Origin of the sequence: Nonomuraea turkmeniaca (genome assembly GCF_005889735.1) — a bacterium.
Lineage (GTDB): Bacteria > Actinomycetota > Actinomycetes > Streptosporangiales > Streptosporangiaceae > Nonomuraea > Nonomuraea turkmeniaca.
Map to the genome: position 1 here is coordinate 1 of NZ_VCKY01000213.1, position 18,622 is coordinate 18,622.

Annotated in this window: 17 protein-coding genes and 3 pseudogenes; 7 read left to right on the forward strand and 13 right to left on the reverse strand. The window is 70.3% G+C overall.

Translation table 11 applies throughout. The annotated features are described in order from the left end of the window. The 7 genes and pseudogenes from ETD86_RS41745 to ETD86_RS60360 form a co-directional block, all read right to left on the reverse strand. On the reverse strand, window positions 1-200 hold a 200-nt coding region (locus tag ETD86_RS41745; protein WP_138672166.1), incomplete at its 3' end, for a hypothetical protein. Window positions 201-321: 121 nt separating this feature from the next. Continuing rightward, complete coding sequence (locus ETD86_RS41750) at window positions 322-1,305, reverse strand: CU044_5270 family protein (protein ID WP_138672167.1); 984 nt, start codon at window positions 1,303-1,305, stop codon at window positions 322-324. Then, window positions 1,298-1,894: an RNA polymerase sigma factor gene (locus ETD86_RS41755; RefSeq protein WP_138672168.1), complete on the reverse strand. Its 597-nt coding sequence runs from the start codon at window positions 1,892-1,894 to the stop codon at window positions 1,298-1,300. Before ETD86_RS41755 ends, ETD86_RS41750 begins: the two co-directional genes overlap by 8 nt. A 304-nt stretch (window positions 1,895-2,198) precedes the next feature. Next, a pseudogene (locus tag ETD86_RS59775) lies at window positions 2,199-2,330 on the reverse strand (FAD-dependent monooxygenase); the annotation flags it as partial. Next, entirely contained in the window at window positions 2,299-2,424 is a 126-nt protein-coding gene (locus ETD86_RS59405; RefSeq protein WP_281287050.1) for a hypothetical protein, read from the reverse strand. The gene ETD86_RS59405 and the pseudogene ETD86_RS59775, both read right to left, overlap by 32 nt. Window positions 2,425-2,518: 94 nt before the next feature. Next, window positions 2,519-3,082, reverse strand: a complete 564-nt coding sequence (locus ETD86_RS58675; RefSeq protein ID WP_425465691.1) for a maleylpyruvate isomerase N-terminal domain-containing protein — start codon at window positions 3,080-3,082, stop codon at window positions 2,519-2,521. Further along, window positions 2,980-3,270 (reverse strand): annotated as a pseudogene (locus ETD86_RS60360) (maleylpyruvate isomerase N-terminal domain-containing protein); the annotation flags it as partial. The pseudogene ETD86_RS60360 and the gene ETD86_RS58675, both read right to left, overlap by 103 nt. A gap of 182 nt (window positions 3,271-3,452) precedes the next feature. Between ETD86_RS60360 and ETD86_RS41770 the strand changes: the two are divergent. Then, a complete protein-coding gene (locus ETD86_RS41770) occupies window positions 3,453-5,291 on the forward strand; it encodes an ABC transporter ATP-binding protein (protein ID WP_170223542.1) in 1,839 nt (612 codons plus the stop codon). Beyond that, entirely contained in the window at window positions 5,291-7,114 is a 1,824-nt protein-coding gene (locus tag ETD86_RS41775) for an ABC transporter ATP-binding protein (protein WP_138672169.1), read from the forward strand. The genes ETD86_RS41770 and ETD86_RS41775 overlap by 1 nt, the downstream gene beginning before the upstream one ends. Before the next feature lie 22 nt (window positions 7,115-7,136). On the opposite strand, the gene ETD86_RS41780 is transcribed toward ETD86_RS41775, so the two are convergent. The 3 genes and pseudogenes from ETD86_RS41780 to ETD86_RS41790 form a co-directional block, all read right to left on the reverse strand. After that, window positions 7,137-8,045, reverse strand: coding sequence for a hypothetical protein (locus tag ETD86_RS41780; protein WP_138672170.1), 909 nt, complete (start codon window positions 8,043-8,045; stop codon window positions 7,137-7,139). 35 nt (window positions 8,046-8,080) lie between these two features. Then, a pseudogene (locus ETD86_RS41785) lies at window positions 8,081-8,515 on the reverse strand (AAA family ATPase); the annotation flags it as partial. 45 nt (window positions 8,516-8,560) lie between these two features. Beyond that, complete coding sequence (locus ETD86_RS41790) at window positions 8,561-11,440, reverse strand: AfsR/SARP family transcriptional regulator (RefSeq protein ID WP_138672172.1); 2,880 nt, start codon at window positions 11,438-11,440, stop codon at window positions 8,561-8,563. A 112-nt stretch (window positions 11,441-11,552) separates the two neighbouring features. Between ETD86_RS41790 and ETD86_RS41795 the strand changes: the two genes are divergently transcribed. After that, on the forward strand, window positions 11,553-12,596 hold the full coding sequence (locus ETD86_RS41795; RefSeq protein ID WP_138672173.1) for an ArsR/SmtB family transcription factor: 1,044 nt from the start codon (window positions 11,553-11,555) through the stop codon (window positions 12,594-12,596). A 48-nt stretch (window positions 12,597-12,644) separates the two neighbouring features. Next, window positions 12,645-13,076 (forward strand): YciI family protein, encoded by a 432-nt coding sequence (locus tag ETD86_RS41800; RefSeq protein ID WP_211370646.1) that lies wholly within the window; start codon window positions 12,645-12,647, stop codon window positions 13,074-13,076. A 168-nt stretch (window positions 13,077-13,244) separates the two neighbouring features. On the opposite strand, the gene ETD86_RS41805 is transcribed toward ETD86_RS41800, so the two are convergent. Then, window positions 13,245-13,724 (reverse strand): DUF2000 domain-containing protein, encoded by a 480-nt coding sequence (locus tag ETD86_RS41805; protein WP_138672174.1) that lies wholly within the window; start codon window positions 13,722-13,724, stop codon window positions 13,245-13,247. Window positions 13,725-13,837: 113 nt separating this feature from the next. Between ETD86_RS41805 and ETD86_RS41810 the strand changes: the two genes are divergently transcribed. Together ETD86_RS41810 and ETD86_RS41815 are read left to right on the forward strand one after the other, a co-directional pair. Beyond that, window positions 13,838-14,296: an Lrp/AsnC family transcriptional regulator gene (locus tag ETD86_RS41810; protein ID WP_138672175.1), complete on the forward strand. Its 459-nt coding sequence runs from the start codon at window positions 13,838-13,840 to the stop codon at window positions 14,294-14,296. After that, on the forward strand, window positions 14,293-14,883 hold the full coding sequence (locus ETD86_RS41815; protein WP_138672176.1) for a GNAT family N-acetyltransferase: 591 nt from the start codon (window positions 14,293-14,295) through the stop codon (window positions 14,881-14,883). The genes ETD86_RS41810 and ETD86_RS41815 overlap by 4 nt, the downstream gene beginning before the upstream one ends. Window positions 14,884-14,899: 16 nt before the next feature. Here the strand turns inward: ETD86_RS41815 and ETD86_RS58685 are convergent, their stop codons facing one another. Further along, window positions 14,900-15,271, reverse strand: coding sequence for a MarR family transcriptional regulator (locus ETD86_RS58685; protein WP_246149066.1), 372 nt, complete (start codon window positions 15,269-15,271; stop codon window positions 14,900-14,902). A 66-nt stretch (window positions 15,272-15,337) separates the two neighbouring features. Here ETD86_RS58685 and ETD86_RS41820 point away from each other — a divergent pair, with 66 nt between their 5' ends. Beyond that, a complete protein-coding gene (locus ETD86_RS41820; RefSeq protein ID WP_246149067.1) occupies window positions 15,338-16,141 on the forward strand; it encodes a DUF418 domain-containing protein in 804 nt (267 codons plus the stop codon). Here ETD86_RS41820 and ligA read toward each other — a convergent pair. After that, a complete protein-coding gene (gene ligA / locus ETD86_RS41825) occupies window positions 16,125-18,188 on the reverse strand; it encodes an NAD-dependent DNA ligase LigA (RefSeq protein WP_138672177.1) in 2,064 nt (687 codons plus the stop codon). The two genes, ETD86_RS41820 and ligA, sit on opposite strands and share 17 nt — an antisense overlap. Window positions 18,189-18,622: the final 434 nt, after the last annotated feature.

Below are 18,622 nucleotides of genomic sequence, written 5' to 3' on the forward strand. Positions count from 1 at the left end.
GTCGAGCAGCGCCCCGCGACCGGCGTGCCCGCCCCCCTGCCGCCGGACTGGGACCAGGTGCCCGGCGCGGCGGGCTGCACGCTGGAGAACCGCCTGTTCAGGGACCGGGCGGCCGAGTTCGCCGCCGCCGGTGCGGCCGTCCACGGCGTGAGCACGCAGCGTCCCGACGAGCAGGCGGCCTTCGCCGCCGCGGAAGGCATCGGCCGTCTTCGTGATCGATCGGCACCGCGTGATACGCCACGTCACCTTCCCCGTCCTCGACATCCCCCAAGCCGTCGAGGACTCACTGAAGGCCGCCCGGTCCCTCACCGACTGAGCACTCTAGGACGGCGCCTGGCCGGGCTCGTCGACCACGCCAGAGGCGAGCTCGGCGCTGGCGTAGTAGGTGCCCTTCGCGGCAATCAGCTCGCCGCCGAGGACGTCGTCCTGCAGGTTGTCCACCCGCCTGCCGAGATAGCGGTACGTGGTGGCGTCCAGCACCACATAGGACCGCGACACGAGCCGCCCTTCCGCATCCCGCCGGCTGTCGACGTCGTAGGAGATGCCGACCCCGGCCCGGTTCGCCGCGTCGTGCACGCCCATGTCCACCCGGACGCCCGGGATCTTCGCGAGCGCACGGAAGATCGCCGCCTCCAGCTTGGGAGGCATGGGGATCTCCTGGTCAAGGTAGACCGACAACACGCGGAACGCCCGCGCGTCCGGGCTCTCCGCGTCGCCGGGGTCGTCCTTCGGCTTGTCCGCCCAGTGCCGGTCACCCTTGACGTGCGCCAGCAGCTTGTCCGGATCGGTGGGCAGCCGGGCCAGCCTGGCGGCGTACTGCTGCGGCGTCAGGTCGTCGTCGTCCGGGTCGAGCTTGACGACGCGCCGCTCCATCGGTCCGCCGTCGAGGCGGAACGCCTGCTCGGTGCCGTCGTACCTGGTCCAATACTCCTGGACGGCCGCGGGGTCGTCACCGGGCTGCTTGACGGCGACCTTGCGGTACATCCACTGGTCAGCGCGCGGCGCGCGGTCCGCCCGGCGCCGCTCGGCCGCGAGAGCCGCTTGCCGCAACACCACCTCGGCCTTCATGGGAACGGTCTCCACGATGACGGGAAGCGGTGCGGTGGACCGCTCGACGCCACTCACCAGCACGATCGCCCCGGCGGCGGCCGTCGCGGCCGCCAGCAGCGACGGCGCCAGCCAGAGCCGCCGCCGCTTCGCCGGCCGTCGCGCGCCCTCGACGCGGCGGCGCAGGGCGTGCAGGCGGGCGGTGTCCGGCTCCGGGGCGTCCGCCCGCAGCTCTCCCAGCAGCTTCAGGTCATCCACGGGCGTTCCCCTTCTCCTCGACGGTGACGGCGGACGGGTCGACGCCGCCCAGGGCGGCACGGGTCTTCCTCCTGGCTCGGTGCAACCGGGAACGCACGGTGCCGACGGGGATCCCCAGCGCCCTGGCAACCCCCTCATAGCTGAGATCCGCCCAGGCGATCAGCAACAGCACCTCCCGGTCCTCCGGCGACAGCACTGCCAGCGCGCCGGCCAGGTCGCGGTGCGCCGCCCTCGCCGACACCCGGGACTCCACCCGCTCGGCGTAACTCTCCGCGACCGGGTCCACGCCGCTCCTGGCCAGTGCTCGGTACGCCCTGACCTCCGCGCGCCGGTGCTTGCCTATGAGGTTGGCGGCGATGCCGTACAACCAGGGGCGGGCGTCGCGGTGGGCGGTGTCGTAGCGGCCCAGCCGCCGGAACGCGGCGAGGAACGTCTCTGCCACGACGTCGTCGGCCAAGGAATCGCCTAACCGCCGGGTCACGTATCGGTGCAGCTCGGGCGCGTGCCGGTCGAACAGCGTCGAGAACGCGGCGGGGTCGCGGCGGGCATGCTCGATCACCTCCGCGTCGTCCGGCTCTATGTCGGCCATCAACCTCTTGCGCTCCGTTCTCGGGTCTCGTCACCTCCTTTCCCCCGATGCGGGCAATCAGGTTCTCGCTGTGGGGGCGGTTCACCCGTCCCGAAGTCCCGCCCAGGAGGTCAGCGCGGCGCTGAGGGCGGCCTCGTCGTGCGGTCAGCTTGTGCGCGTCCCGCGGGGCTTGGTAGGCGATGCCGATGCCGGAGATCATGGCAGCCGCCTTGCCGGACAGCGGGCGGATGTTGCTGACGACGGTTCCGGCGCCGTCGCGCAGCACGGCCACGAGCTTCCAGCCCAGATTCGCGGCGCCCTGCAACCCCGTGTTCATGCCCAGGGCGCCTGCCGGGGAGTGCACGTGGGCGGCGTCGCCGGCCAGGAGGACCCGGCCGACGCGGTAGGCGGGCGCCTGCCGCTCGTCAGTGGAATCGCGACTTCCAGCGGACCTCACTGAGGCCGTAGTCGGTGCCGAAGTTGAGGCGCAGCAGCTCCTTGATCACTTCGACGTCCAGGGGCGCGTCGTCGGGCAACTGGTGGTCAGGCAAGGTCAGGGCAATGATCGGCCGGACTGCGGAGATCGTGCTCCTGCGGACGATGATCGCCGAGGCCCGGAGCTCTGCACCGCGTCTGCATGACTCTTCACTGCGTCGCCATGACGATGCAGCGCCGCAGCTCCTCGACCGCCTCCGGGGCGCCCTCGACGGTGATCCCGATGTCCCCCCGGTTCCACACCCAGCGCAGCACGGCCGTCGGCGGGCCGCTCACGGTCACGTCGGCCGCGTCGGCGCCGGTGCCGTCCTCGACGGTGAACAGCGCTGGGCCGGTCCGCACCGTCCACGCCGCGCCGTCGGTCCGCACCGCGTACGTTCGGCCCGGCGAGCCGCCCAGGATCTCGGTGAAGTAGTCGCCCCACTCGGCGACGCTGTACGCCACGAAGACCTTGAGCAGCTCGTCGATACCGTCGACGGCGAGGTCGTCCGGGACGGGCGCCACCGGCTGCCCGGTGCCGAGCTCGGCGTCGATGCGGTGGATGACCGTTTCCTGCGCCATCCGCCGGATCCAGAAGCCGACGGTCTGGTCAGGGGTGTACCAGGAGCCGGCCGGGTCCTCCGGCTCGTGGCGGCGAACTGCTCGAGCAACGCGGCGTACGCCCGGTCGAGCAGCGCGACCGGCTCCTCGTCCGCGAGCTCCTTCGGCGGCCATGGGTCGGGCTCGGCGCCGTCGCGGATGGCGAGGGTCTTGTGCAGGTACACCTCGCCGACGTGGTGGGTCAGGTCCGCGACCGTCCAGCCGGGGCAGCTCGGCACGGGCGCGGCGGGGTCGGCCGGTGCGAGGGCCCGCAGGCGGGAGAAGTCTGCCGCGAGGCAGTCGAGGAATCGGCGATACTCCATGCCGGACAGTTCAGCACAATGCCTACGGCTCGGTCAGCTCGTCCGCAACCCGCACGGCCCTCGCGCCGCCGTCCGAGGTGGCCCGCGGGTCCGGGGGCGGAGAAAACCGTTGGGAAACTGTCGGTGGCCGGTGATAGAAAGCGGGGTCGGAGTTTCACCTAGCCGCATCGGGGGCGGTGTCTGTGACCACCAGCACGTCGGAGTTCTCCGTTTCCGGGCCACGCTACAACCGGCGTGGGCCGGTGGTCTGGCTCTGGTCCCATCTGCGGCGTCATCCGCTCGCCCTGCTCGGGTTCCTCGGCGGGTCGGTGGTCATGACGGTGCTCAACGCCATGGTGCCGCAGTTCATCGGCGACGCCTTCGACGCGGTCCTGGGGGAGCGGGACCACCCGATGGACGCGCTCGGGCTCATCGCGCTGGCGTTGCTGGCCATCGTGGCCGCCCGGGGGCTGTTCGATCTCGTCGCGCGGATGTCCAGCGAGGTCCTGGCCAAGCGGCTGGAGCGGGACGCGCGGGATGAGCTGTACGTGAGCCTGCTCGGCAAGAGCCAGACCTTCCACAACCGGCAGCGGGTCGGGGATCTGATGGCCCGGGCCGCCAATGACATCCGGCAGTTGTCCATCATGATCACGCCGGGTGTGGACCTGATCGTGGACTCGGGGCTCACCGGGATCGTGCCGCTGTTCTTCATCGCCGCCATCGATCCGCGGCTGCTGCTGGCGCCGGGCGTCTTCGCGGTCGTCTTCGTGATCGCGCTCTGGCACTACATGAGGCAGCTCAACCCGGTGGCGACCCGGATGCGGGAGCAGTTCGGGGATCTCAATGCCGGCCTCAACCAGGCGGTGCGGGGCATCGAGGTGATCAAGGTGACCGCGCAGGAGGGGCAGGAGCGGCTGCGGTTCCGGGCCAACGCGCGGCGTTACCGGGACTCGTTCGTACGGAACGGGCTCGTCCAGGCTCGTTATCTGCCTACGTTGCTCTTCTCCGTCGCGATGGCGGGCGCGTTGTGGCACGGGCTCTATCTGCAGGGCATCGGGGCGATCACCATCGGGGAGCTCGTGGCGTTCATGGGGCTCATGGGGATGCTCGGGTTCCCGACCCAGATGTCGCTCTTCACGTTCTCGCTGATCCAGATCGGGATCGTGTCGTCGCGAAGGATTCTCAGCATCATGACCTCCGAGAGCGAGATCGAGCAGCGGGTGGACGGGCATGCCGCGCCGATCAGCGGGGAGATCGTCTTCGAGGACGTCACCTTCGGATACGAGAAGGACGAGGACCCCGCGCTGCGGGGCGTGACGTTCACCGTGCGGCCGGGGGAGACGGTGGCGATCGTCGGCGAGACCGGGTCGGGGAAGAGCACGCTCACCAAGCTGGTTCCGCGGATCTACGACGTCACGGGCGGCCGGATCCTGGTCGACGGCGTGGACGTACGCGACTGGGACCTGGACTCGCTGCGGTCGCAGATCTCCACGATCGAGCAGGACATCGTGCTGTTCTCGCGGTCCGTGACCGAGAACATCGCCTTCAGCCTGGGGCAGCGGGCCGATCAGGAGGCGGTGGTCAGGGCGGCGGAGGATGCCCAGGCCGCCGAGTTCATCGGCGAGCTCGACGAGGGCTACGACACCGTCATCGGCGAGCGAGGCGTCACCCTCTCCGGCGGGCAGCGGCAGCGCCTGGCCATCGCGCGCGCCCTACTGACCGATCCGGCGATTCTCGTGCTGGACGACTCCACCAGCGCCATCGACTCGGCGACGGAGGACAAGATCCAGCAGGCCATCGGGCGGATCCTCGAAGGGCGGACGACCCTGCTGATCACCCACCGGCTCTCGCAGATCCGGTGGGCGGACAAGGTGTTGTTGCTCAGACGGGGCCAGGTCGTCGACTTCGGCACGCATGACGAGCTGATCGCGCGAAGCCGGCTCTACCGGCGCGTCTTCGCCCACTACGACGAGGTCGAGCTGGGGGACGAGGTTCAGGAGACCGAGCCTTCCATGGTTGCTGAGCAGGAAGGGGTGCGCTGATGGGCTTCCTCATGGACGGCCTCGACGCCGAGGACTACGACCGCACGTACAACGACCGCGACCTGCTGCGACGCATCATGTCGTACTTCCGGCCGAAGTTCGGGGCGATGGTCCTCGTCGCCACGATGATCGTGCTGGTGTCGGCCGGTCAGGCGGCCATCCCGGCGCTGGGCAGCCTGGCGGTCGACGCGATCGCGGACGGCACGATCGGCCAGGTCGGATGGATGCTCACGGCGGCGATCCTCCTCGCCGGGGCGCTCTCCTGGGTGTTCAACTTCGTCCGGCAGAAGTACAGCGCGCAGGTCACCGGGGACGTCGTGCTGCGCCTGCGGGAGGACGCGTTCGACGCGGTGCTGGAGCGGGACCTGTCGTTCTACGACGAGACGCCGTCCGGGAAGATCGTCAGCCGGGTGACGTCCGACACCGACGACTTCGCCACCGTGTCCACGCTGACGATGGACCTGATCAGCCAGGTGCTGATGGTGGGGTTCGTCACGGTGCTGCTGTTCGTGCGGAGCGTGGAGCTGGCTCTGGTGACCTTGCTGGTGGTGCCGATCGTCGTGGGGCTGGCGCTGGTGTTCCGCCGGATGGCCAGGGTCAGCACGCGCAGGGCGCAGCGGTCGCTGAGCCGGGTCAACGCCAACCTGCAGGAGACCATGGGCGGGATCGCGGTCGCCAAGAACTTCCGGCAGGAGCGGCAGGTCTACGAGGAGTTCCGGCCCATCAACCGGCAGAGCTACCAGGTGACGCTCAGGCAGGGGTTCGTCTTCTCCACCATCTTCCCCGTGCTGTTCATGGTGGCCGGGCTCGCGACGGTCGTCCTCGTCCAGCTGGGCGGGGAGAGGGTGCTGGCGGGTGGGCTGTCGGCGGGTGACTGGTATCTGTTCCTGCAGGGTGTCTCGCTCTTCTGGTTCCCGTTGACGTCCATCGCCGCGTTCTGGTCGCAGTTCCAGCAGGGGTTGTCGGCGTCCGAGCGGGTCTTCGCGCTGATCGACGCGCCGCCCAGGGTGGTGCAGCACGATCCGCGGCCGGCCGCGAGGCTGGCGGGACGCATCGAGTTCCAGGGCGTGACCTTCGGCTACGATCCCGGCAATCCCGTCCTGCGTGACTTCGACCTGGCCATCGAGGCCGGGGAGACGGTGGCGCTCGTGGGACACACCGGGGCAGGCAAGTCGACGCTCAGCAAGCTGATCACCCGGTTCTACGAGTTCCAGGAAGGGCGGCTGCTGATCGACGGGCAGGACATCCGCGGCCTGGAGCTGGGGAGCTACCGCCGGCAGATCGGCGCGGTGCCGCAGGCGCCGTTCCTGTTCAGCGGCACGGTCGCGGACAACATCCGCTATCCGCGGGCAGAAGCCACCGATGAGGAGGTTCGCGCGGCTGCGGCCGCCGTGGGCGGCGGCGACTGGATCGAGGCCCTGCCCAACGGGCTGGAGACGGATGTGGGCGAGCACGGGCGGGCACTGTCCATGGGTCAGCGGCAGCTCGTCGCGCTGGCCCGGCTGCTCATCCAGGACCCGGCGATCGTGGTGCTCGACGAGGCCACCGCGAGCGTGGATCCGCTGACCGAGGCGCAGATCCAGGAGGGGCTGGATCTGGTGCTGGCCGGGCGCACCTCGATCGTCATCGCGCATCGGCTGTCCACGATCGAGCACGTCGACCGGATCATCGTGCTCGACCACGGGCGGATCGTGGAGGAAGGCGATCACGCGGCGTTGCTGGCCCGTGGGGGGCGCTACTGCGAGGTCTACAACACCTACTTCCGGCATCAGTCGCCGAACTACCGGGCCGGGACGGGGTTCGTGTCCGTCGGCGGGGACTGATCGTCCGGGGGCGGAGATCGTCTTATCCCCGGTATACCTTCCTCCCCGTCCACAGCTCGTACGAGCCGTCCCCGGGAAGCACCCAGGCGTCGACATCAGGCCTCGTCATCGTCCGGAGCAGCGTGGCCTTGCCGGTCGCCTTCGAGACCCGGTAGATCGCCACCCCGGTCTTGGTCTTCGAGCGGACGATCAGGCGGCCCGCCCGGTCGAAGTCGAGGTCGTCGATGTACTGCCCGCGCGGCAGCGGCACGGTCACCGTGCCGCCCGCGCGGCCCGTGCGCAGGTTGAGCAGGCGCAGTTTGCGGACCTTGCCCCAGGTGCCGACAGGCACCGCGGTCGTGATGTAGTCGTTCGCCAGCGCCATCGGCGACAGCCGCGTCTTCAGCCGCATCCGTGCCCGCAGTCCTCGGTCGAACACCACCACCCGATCCCCTCCCAGCAGCAGCCGCTTGCTGTCCGGGCTGAATCCCCCGAAGCCCCACGTATCCGTCTTCTCCGGTGGGGGCAACACCTTGCCGTTCCGCAGGTCTATGAAGACCCCCAAACCCGGAGCCGAGGTTTCTGTGATCACGTAACCGCCGTCGTCCGAAACGAGCGGCCACTCCTCTTCGATGGTGTGCACGGTGATCCTCCGGGACACCACCCTTTCCTCGCCGTTCAGAGTCCGCCTGACGAACAGCCCATCCGACGTGCGGTAATAGAAGAGATGCCGCCCATCACCGCTGACCAGGAACGGCGCCTCCTTGCCGGCGCTGAGCGCGTCCTTGGGCGCCTTGGTGAGTGCCTCCGGCACCTCCACCACGTCGCCGTTGGTCAACACCAGTTCCCAGGTCTGCGTTCGCTGCGCGTACGCGATCGTGGTCGGGGCGGCAGCCGACGCCGGCTGCGCGATCAGTGTGACGGCGGTCAGCAGAAGTGTTCCGAGAGTCATCCGAAATCTCATGCATCATGGGATGTCAGAAGTTGTCAGAAGGTTGCGGGATTCTTCGCGAGTTGGGAGATCAGGGCGCGGATGGTGGCTACGCGTCCGGCGAGCGGTCCGGCGGGGATGTCGATGAGCTGGTAGCCGAAGGCGCGGTAGGTCTGCTCGTGGAGGCGTTCGAACTCCAGCGAGTCTTCGAAGCTGATCTTGCGAGCCTCCGTCGGTTCGCAGAAGCCGAGATTGCGGACGAAGAACACGTGCCGGTCGTAGATCTGCTCGTGGGTGATCCTGTCGATCTCGGTGGACAGGGCCGAGGAGATCGGGTGTCCGACCCAGGTGCTGAGAGCGTGGGTGCAAAGAGGGGAGCGGTCGAAGAACTGCACGTGCGGCTCGGCGGTGATCGACTGCAGCTGCCGCTGTCGTTGCAGGGCCACGATCTTGTCGATGAAGGACGGCCGGGTCCACGGCTCGGCCTCGCCGCGGGCTTGCTGGCGGCCCTGCCCGCCTGAGGTTGGAAGGGCCGGTCAGGAGAGCTGCGGCGAGGGGACTCCGGCGTCGATGTCGGAGGCGGTGGCGCCGAGTGCGGCGATGAGCTCGCCCAGCCGGGCACGCGCCGCGGCGGCCGACGCCTCGCTGCCGCGTTCGCTGTGCACCCTGGCGGCCTGGCGTAGGGCGCGCGCTTCCCAGAGGGGCGCGCCGATGGCCTGCGCCAGCTGCTCCGCCCGCCCGAACCGGTGCAGCGCCGCCTCGTGGTTGCCGCGTGACCGGCTGGCCGCGCCGAGCGCCAGCCACGCCTTGGCCTCGACCAGCGGCTCGTCCACCGCGCTCGCCAGCTCGATGGCCTGGTGGAGGTACTCCTCGCCGGCGTTGTGGCGATTCCGTTCGAGGTGCAGGTAGCCGAGGCCGTAGCGGGCGAAGGCCTCGCCGCACAGGTCCTCGAGGTCGGTGACGGTGGAGAGCAGGTCGGTGAACGCCTGCTCCGCCTCGTACAGCCGTCCCGAGGCGAGCAGCAGCTCACCGATCCGGTAGACGACCTCCGGATCATCCTGGTACGTGCGGGCGGAGTGGCCGACGTCCAGCAGGAGCTGGCCGAGCAGGCGCAGTACGAAGATCTCCGCACCGGTGTCACCTGCCTGGCGTACCGCGTCGAGCGCGTGCCCGCACCGGTCGACCGCCTCGGCGTAGAGACCTCGCATGCCTGCGGTGAAAGCGGCGACCGAGCTCGCCAGGCCCCAGCCGTGCTGGTCGGCGCAGCGTTCGAAGAGCTCGAGGGCTTCGTCGACGGCTGCGGCGGCGGGTCCGTAGCGGTGCCGGTGAGCCTCGAGCAGGCCGATTCCGGTGAGGAGGGCGGCGGAGCCGCGGGTGTTGCCCGCGGCGCGGGTGGCGGCGAGGGCGATTCGGTGGGTTTCTTCCCATTCGTCGTAGTGTCCGCGGGTCTGGAAGAGCGATGCTGCGCTGACGGCCAGGTCCCAGCACAGCTCGTCGAGGCCGAGGGCGGCGGCTTGGCGGACGGCGGCGAGGATGTTCGGGCGTTCGGTCTCGTACCAGGTGAGGGGGTCGGCGTCGACGATGTCCACGCCGGGTGGCTGCCAGCGGGCGGCTGTGCCGTGCAGGATCGCGTAGTCGCCCCCGTAGACGGTGTGGTGTGCCCGTTCGACCAGCGCCAGCCAGCCGCCGAGCACGCGGGGCATCGACTCGGGCTCGCCGAGGTCGCGGGCGTAGTCGCGGACGACGTCATGGAGGCGATACCGCAAGGGCCCGGCCACCTGGAGGAGCTGGGCGTCGACCAGGCTGTCGAGCAGATCCTGGGTTCCGCCGGCGGCGAGTGCGGTCCAGTCTGGGAGCTCCGGGGTGTCGCCATGGGCGAGCGCGCACAGCAGCCGGAGCGCGGCCGGGTCGAGTTCTTCCGCCGACAGCGCGATGCTGCCGCGTACCTCCAGGTCCTCGAGATCACCGAGCTGCCGCCGCACGTCCTTGAGTCGTTCCACCATGTGGACGATCCGCCGGCCGGCGAGCCTGGCACCAACGATCCTGAGCGCCAGCGGGAGGCCCCCGCACAGCCGGATGAGCTCGTGTGCGGCCTGCGGCTCGGAGGACACTCGGTCGGCACCGGCGACCCCGGCGAGGAAGGCCATGGCCTGGAGCGGCTCCAGCTCTTCCAGCTTGAGGTGGGCCATGCCGGCCAGGGCCGGCTTGGATCTGCTGGTGACCAGCACGGCACACTCCGCGCCGCCGGGGAGCAGGGGACCAACCTGCGCCTCGTCGACCGCGTCATCCAGCACGACCAGCACCCGCCGTCGTGCCAAGCAGTCCCGGAACCTCGCCGCGCGTTCGTGCACGCCGTCGGGGAGCTCCTGGGCCGGCTCGCCGAGCGCGCGCAGGAACTGGGCGAGCACGTCCCCGGGCGGCACCCGGCGACCTCGTACGTCACGCAGTGCGGCGAACAGCTGGCCGTCGGGGAAAGATTCGCGCAGGCGGTGAGCCACGTGGACGGCGAGGGCGGTCTTGCCCACCCCGGCCTTGCCCGTGATGACGATGACGGGCGTCGCTCGCGCGGGGCTGGGCGGCAAGACCGCTTCCAGCGTGGACTTGGCCTCGTCCCGTCCGGTGAAGCCGGGCACGTCCGGTGGCAGCTGACCGGGGCGCCGGTCGAGGTCGAGTGCCGGGTCGTCGGCGAGTATGGCCTGTTCCAGCCGCTTGAGCCGGCGGCCCGGTTCGAGGCCGAGCTCCTCCAGGAAGATCATCCTGGCGTCCTGGTAGAGCGCCAGCGCCTCCGCCTTGGCACCGCACCGGTAGAGGGCGAGCATGCGCAGCTCCCACATCCGCTCGCACAGCGGATGCTCAGCGGTGACCGCAGCCAGCTCGGACAGCAGCTCGCGGTGCCGGCCGAGTCGCAACTCCAGCTCCACGCACTCCTCGTGGACGGCCATGCGGGCCTCCCGCATGTGGGACTGCTCCGCCTCCAGCCCAGGGGCGTCGATGTCGGCCAGAAACGGGCCCCGCCACAGCGCCAGCCCGCGCCGCAGCGACGCGATGGCCTGCTGATCCCTGCCCTCCGCGGCCGCCCGGCGGCCTGCTTCGACGTGCTCGGCGTATTCGAGCAGGTCGAGCGTGTCCGGTCCGGCTTCGAGGAGGTAGCCGCCCGGCATGGTCTTGATCACGTCCGGGCAGCCGGCCGCGGTCAGCGTCCGGCGGAGGCGTCCCACGGTGTTCTGGATCTGCCGTCGTGCCGACTCGGGCGCCGAGTCGGCGTAGGCGACCTCGACCAGCTGGCCCACGGTGACCGTGTCGTTGGCGCGGAGCAGCATGAGCGCGAGCACCTCACGCTGGCGGCTCCCCAGGTCAACCACGTTGCCGTCTGCGGTGAACTCCACGCGCCCGAGCACCCGGAACCGTACGGCCATGTGGTCGCTTCCCTCGCGCCTTCTATGAGTTTGCCGATAATCGTGTCGAGGCCGTGACGGCGCGTCTACGCTGTGACGTCACAGCTTAAAAGCCCAGCTTGAGGCGACAGACATGTTGCGGATTCATTTCACGAGCGACGACCTCGTGCGGACTCGCATCGTTCCGGCGGCCGATCCGCTGTGGGAGATCGCGCTGAGCATCTGCCGGCTGGCGGGGCGCCGGGGCCAGGCCATGTTCGCCGAGTGGCGGCACCAGGCCCGGGACGGCCTCGCCAAGTCGGACGCGCTGGACATCGTGCGGCGCGTGCTGGGGCCGCTCTACCGCGGGACCTCTCTCTTCATCCCCGACTTCCTCACCCCGCCCGACTCCTCGCTCGGCCTGGATGCCGGAGTGGACGCCGTGCTGAGCACGCCGCGGCTGCTGCTCCGGCAGGAGCTGGACAAGCTCGCCGGCCTCGCGAGGACGCCGACATGGGCGTGGGGGCTGGCCGACGGGCGCAAGGACGCCTTCCACGACCTGCGGGACGGCCTGTACACGTACTTCGACACGGCCCTCCGTCCGCACTGGTCGAACATCCAGGGCATGGTGGACGCCGACCGGGCCATGCGCGGGCGCGCGTACCTGGAGGGCGGCGTCGAGGCCATGCTGTCGAGTTTCCGGCCGGCCATGAGCTGGGAGTCGCCCGTACTGACGGTCGCGGGTCACCCGGTGGACCGCGACGTGCATCTCGGCGGGCGCGGACTGGTGCTGATTCCTTCGTACTTCTGCTGGGGCGCGCCCGTGCCGCTGGCCGACCCCGACCTGCCGCAGGTCCTGGTCTACCCGATCCAGCGGGACCGGATGCTGGGGGTGCACAAGGAGCATTCCGAGCAGCAGCCGGGCACCCCCATCGGGCGGCTGCTCGGCCCCACCCGCGCCGCGATCCTGCGTGCCACCGTGAACGGGGCGACCACCAGCGAGCTCGCCCGCCGCCACGAGATCTCCGCCCCCGCGGTCAGCCAGCACACGCAGGTGCTGCGGGAGGCGGGTCTGATCGTCAGCCAGCGGGCCGGCCCCAGCGTGATCCACACGCTCACGCCACTGGGCAGGGCCCTGCTGATGGGGGCGACCATGGCCCGCGGGCCGTTCGCCGGAGAGCGGCGCGGGGACGGCTGAGAATCTTCTCGCGGGAGGATGTCGAGACGCGGTCCCAGGCTCCGACCCATGGTCAAAGGCACCACGACCGTGAGGGAGCAGATGGTGCGTTACCTGCTGATGATCTACACCAGCGCCCAGACCTGGGGCCACCCCGCCTTCCTGCGTACCCCTGAGGCCCTCTCCATGTCAGAAGAGGACCGTGCCGGACTGACCGCGCAGGCCGAAGCCCTGATCGAGGAGATCGTCGAGTCCGGCGAGCTGGTCGGGGGTGAAACGCTGGCCGACCCGGTGACCAGCAAGACCATCCGGGTACGCGGCGGCGTCCCCGTGACCGCGGACGGCCCGTGCGTCGAGGCCAAGGAGCATCTGGCCGGCTACTTCGTCGTCGACTGCACCAGCACCGAACGGGCGCTGGAGATCGCGGCCCGCTTCCCTGACGCCCTTTTCTCGGCCGTGGAAGTCCGTCCTGTCATGAGCTCCTCCGGGGAGGAGATGTGAACGAGATCTCCGCTGCCCCCACCGCCGAACGGCTCAGCCTGGCCGCCGGGCCCGTGGCGACATCAACCGCCTGATCGCCGAGATCCAATATCGCGGAGATTCGTGGCTTTCGCGAACATTTGTGGGCACCAGGGACGCTACGCCCGGCGGGAGGTGGAGGCTCCCGTCTCAGGGCATCAGAGGCAGCCGGCCCACGATCTTGTCGACGCGGTTGCGGGGTCCCACGATGCTGACGGCGTAGTACTCGAGGCCCTCGGCAACCGCTTCCTTCATGGCGGCGAGATAGTCGGCGTAGACGCGGGTGTGCTGCGCGGCGGACGGCATGTCGGCCACGAAGCAGCCGACGGCTGCCGCGGCCTTGCCGCGGATGGCACGCAAGGTGGCGGTGTCGGCGGCCAGGACGGAGCAGCCCGCCCAGGGCAGTCCCGGGTGCGCGCTGCCGTCCGCGTCGATCGCGGCGTCCCCCAGGAGGCCGGTGACCGCGCTCGAGGTCGCGGCGGCCACGCAGACGGCCGCATTGACCGCGCGGCCCGCGGGCAGCCCGTCGTTTACCACGATCACCCATTTGAGGCGAGCCGCCCGGGTCGGCTGGGTGGGGTCCATCTCCTCCGGCGCGAAGCCTACGACCGCGACGCTGTTGTCGGTCATTCTCCTCAACCTCTATCCATTCGTACGGAAAATCGGTCGCCATGCTACGTTCTCATACGAGGGCTGAACAACAGATCCGTATTTATGTCGGACAGCACGAGATTCAGGCGGTCATGGACGAACTTGATAAGGCGATCCTGCGGGAACTGCAGTCAGATGCACGGAAGTCCAATCGCGACGTGGCCGCGGCAGTGGGCGTCTCGCCGACCACGGCGCTGGACCGCACCCGCGCCCTGCGCCAGCGAAAGATCATCCGCGGCGCGATCCTCGACGTGGACCTCGCCGCGATCGGACGCCCCGTCCAAGCCCTCATCGCCATCCGTGTCCGCCCGCCGTCGCGGCGCAACATCGAGGGCTTCCGCAACTGGGTCAGCGAGCTGCCCGACACGCTCGGCGTCTACGTGACGACCGGGACCGAGGACTTCATCGTGCACGTCGCCGTCCCCGACAACGCCAGCCTGTACGCGTTCGTCATCGACAGGCTCACCGAGCGACCCGAGGTCGCCGACGTCCGTACGTCCATCGTCTACGAGCACATCCGCAACAACGAGATCGCTCCCGCCACCCCATGAAGAACGATCACGACATCGGCGCGGACCCCCCTGACGACCGCGTGTTGACCACGTCCCGCTTGAGGCTCCCGCCCTGGGAAGAGCGCTTCGCGGACGACCTCGTCCGCCTCTCCCGCGACGAGCGTGTGATGCGCCACATCGGCAGCGGGCCGTGGACGGCCGAGTACGCCGGCGAACGGCACCGCCACGCGCTGCGGCAGTGGCAGGACGAGGGCTTCGGCATGCGCGCGATCCTGCGCGGTGAGCGGTTCGCCGGCCTGGTCTCGCTCGTCTCCTGCACGCTGCCCGGCGTGGCCGAGCCGGCAATGGAGATCGGGTGGTGGATCGACCCCGCGGCCTGGGGACAGGGCATCGCGACGGAGGCGGCGGCAGCCGTACGAGACGAAGCGTTCCGGCTGGGCGCCGCCACCCTCATCGCCCGCCACCACCCGGCCAATGAGGCCTCCGGACGGATCATGGTCAAGCTGGGCATGATCCCGCACGGCGACGGCACCGACCGCTACGGCCGCCCCTGCCGCATCCACATCCTCCCCCAGCCCGGCCTCCATCGCGCCGGCTCACCCGACCGGCCGGACACGCCGGGCTAGAGGCCCCGTCGCCGGCCTAAGGGCTGGTCGTTCGCCTCGTGCAAGAGGCCTGCTGCCAGTCCTCGGCTGCCTGGATCATGTAGCGGCCCACGTGGTCGAAGAACTCGCTGACGTCCTTCAGCCGGGCGCCGGCGGGTGTCGTGGCGCCGACGACGGCGGCCGCTTTGCGGGCGAGCTCGGCCATCGTGACGTTCTGACGGGCGCTGACGAGCCAGCCCTGGATCCAGACGTCCGCGTCGATGACGTACCGTTCGCGGCGGCGGCGCGGGTCGCGTTCGCGGCGGATCAGTCCCTGCTGTTCGAGCTCGGCGACGGCCTTGGAGATGGACGCCGGGCTGACCAGCGTGACCGCGAGATCGCTCGCGCCCGATTTAGCGCGTGGAGTCATGCTCCTGTTGATCGCCCTGGCCCACGGTGGCTGATCGCCATCGGGTTCGCACACACGGTGCTGCTCGTGCCGCTCGACATCATCGCGGTCTACGGGATGACACTGCTGGTGCTCGTTCCGCTCGTGCGAGCACGGGACTCGGTGCTGCTGTGGACGGGCGTCCTGTCGCTCATCCCCGCGACGCTGCTGCTGGCCTGGCAGAGTGTGCAGGCCCAGGCGGGGCCCGTCACCATGGCGCGATTCATGGAGCCCACCTTCGGCGCCCACGTCGTGGCGAGCATCCCGACCTGGCCGGTGGAGACGGCCATGTCCACCATCATGGTCGTGCCGGGCATGCTGCTGGGCATCTGGGCCGCCAGGCGCAGGATCCTCGACGAGCCGGAGCGGCACGCGCCGCTGCTGGCCCGGGTCACTGTGATCTTCCTGCTCGTGTCCGTCCTCGGCAGGCTCCCCGCCGCCCTGCTGGCCGCCGGCGCCTGGACGAACACCTCGGTCGGCGTCGGCTGGACCGTCGCGATCGCCCACGACCTGACCGGGTACGCGGGAGGCATCGGCCTGGCCGCCGCCGTCGGACTCGTCGCGATCAGGGCCCGGGGCGGCCGGGTCACCACGGCACTCGCCGCGCTCGGACAGCGCTCGATGACCTTCTACCTGTTCCAGTCGGTGGTGTGGGTGACGCTGTTCTACCCGTTCACGCTGGGCCTGAGCGACGACATGAGCTTCACCGCCACCTTCGGGCTGGCCATCGGGGTCTGGCTGCTGTCGATCCTGCTGGCCGAGGGGATGCGGGTGGCGGGCTACCGGGGCCCGGCCGAGGTGCTGCTCCGCAGCCTCTCGTACCGCTCCCGCCCGGTCAGAGAAACGCGCTGACCTGGTCGGCGAACTCTTCCGGACTCATGATCCGCACTCCCAGCGTCTCGGCCTTGGCCCGCTTGGACCCGGTCTTCTCCCCGGCCACCAGCAGGGACGTTTTGGCCGACACGCTGGAGGACGCCTTGCCGCCGGCTCGTTCGATCAGCTCGTTGACCTCGTTGCGCGAGAGTGAGGCCAGCGGCCCGGTCATCGCGCCGGTGACCACCACCGACATCGAAGCCAAAGGCAGCCCGGACTGCGTCTGCTCGCCCTCGGCGGGCGGCGTGGCACCGGGCTCGGTCATGTTGACCCCGGCCTGGACGAGCTTGTCGATGAGCGGGGCGAGCTCGGCCAGCTCGGCCACCACGACCGGCGCCTTCTCCGGGCCGATGCCCTCCACCTGCTGGATCGCCTCGGCGTCGGCCGCGCGGATGTTGTCCATCGTGGCGAAGTGGCGGGCGATGCGGCGGCTCATCGACCGGCCGGTGCCGCGGACGCCGAGCGCCGCGAACACCCGGCTGAGCGGCCGCGACTTCGCCTGCTCGATGGCCGCCAGCAGGTTGTCGGTGCTGGTCTCGCCCATGCGCTCCAGGCCGAGCAGCTGCTCGCGGGTCAGGAAGAACAGGTCGGCGAAGTCGGTGATGAAGCCGGCGTCGAGGAACTGCTTGATGCGGTTTTCCGCCAGCCCTTCGATGTCGAGCTGGTCGCGGCCGACCGCGTAGATGATGGACGCGATCGCGCGGCAGGCGCGGCCACGGACGCACCGCCAGCGCTCCTGCGAGCTGTCGATCGAGTCCCCGCAGGACGGACAGGCCGTGGGGATCGGGATCGGCTGCTCGTCGCCCGTGCGCAGGTGCACGACCGGCGCCTCGACCCGGGGGATCACGTCGCCCGCCTTGTAGACGGTGACGCTGTCGCCGATCATCAGGCCGCGGCGGGTGATGTCGGCGACGTTGTGCAACGTGGCGTACGTGACGATGCTGCCGTCCAGCTCGACCGGCTCCAGCACCGCGCGCGGGGCGATGACGCCGGTGCGCCCGGTGTTCCACTCCACGCCGATCAGCTTGGTGATCTTCTCGGTGGCGGGCAGCTTGTAGGCGATCGCCCAGCGCGGCGCCCGCGAGCTGAACCCGGCCGCCGCCTGGTCGGCCGCCAGATCGCACTTGATCACGATGCCGTCGATGCCGAACGGCAACTCGGGGCGGACCGCGGCGATCTCCCCGACACGCTCCTGCACCCGCTCCAGGGTCTCGGCGACGATGCCCGCGACGGGCGTGGCGGCGGTGGTCTGCACACCCTGCGCGGCGACCCAGTCCATGATCTCGCTGTGCGGCAGCTCGCGCAGGCGCACGGCCAGGTCGGAATGGTCGTCCGGCGGCGGCAGGACACCGTAGCCGAAGAACGTCAGCTCGCACACGTACGGCCGCTCCCGCGTGCGCAGCGTGCCCGCGGCCGCGCTGCGCGGGTTGGCGAACGTGGTGCCGTCGTGCGCCTGGCGCTTGGCGCAGGCCTCCTCGAACTGCGAGGCGGTCATCATGACCTCGCCGCGCAGCTCCACCGTGACCGCGTCGGCCAGCCGGTCCGGCAGGCCGACGATGGTGCCGATGGCGTGCGAGACGTCCTCGCCCGCGCTGCCGTCGCCCCGCGTGACCAGCTGGGTCAGCCGGCCGTTGTGGTAACGGGCCGAGATCGCCAGCCCGTCGAGCTTGGGCTCCACGCTCCACACCGTGACCGCGCGGCCGAGCCTGCGCTCGAGCCCGGCCGCCCAGTCGGACAGCTGCTCGGCGCCGAACACGTTGTCCAGGCTGAGCATCGGCACGGTGTGCGGCACATCGCCCACCACGGCCCCGCCGGCCACCTTGCCCGTGGGCGAGGACGGCAACACCGCCTCGGGGTGCTCCTCCTCGTACGCCTGGATGCCGCGGACCAGCCGGTCGTAGGCGTCGTCGTCGAGCGTGGAGGTGCCGTCTGCGTAGTAGGCCGCGGCGGAGTCCACGGCCAGCTGCACGGCCTCGGCGTAGGCTGTGTCGTCGGCCAGGACGGTGAGCGGGGGCGTCTCGGTCATGGAATCATCATGGCGAGCGCGACCGACAATTCCCATGCCGAGAAGCGGCGTCTCTCACCTCCCGGGACCGGCCGGCTGGACGGGCGCGCCCTCCTCGTCTTGTAGATCCACCGGCCCTCCTCGCCCTGTCACCAAGCGAACACGCGAGGGAGGCGGCGATCCGTGCCAGGGCCCGCGATGTGCCTATGGCAAGGGCGGGCAGTGCAGACCGAATAGAGGTCGTTGGTGGCCGAAACGGGTCGCGGCTGATTTTTGCCCATGAGAGCATGACCACAATTGGCGATCATGCCAACCTGCTGTCATGACCGCGGTCAGGCTCCGGCCCGGCCGCCTTGCGAAGGATGAACGCATGCGCAAGTCAGCGAAGGTCCTTACCGCGGCCACCCTGGTCGCCGCCGGTACGGTCCTCGCCCACCCCGCCCCCGCCATGGCCG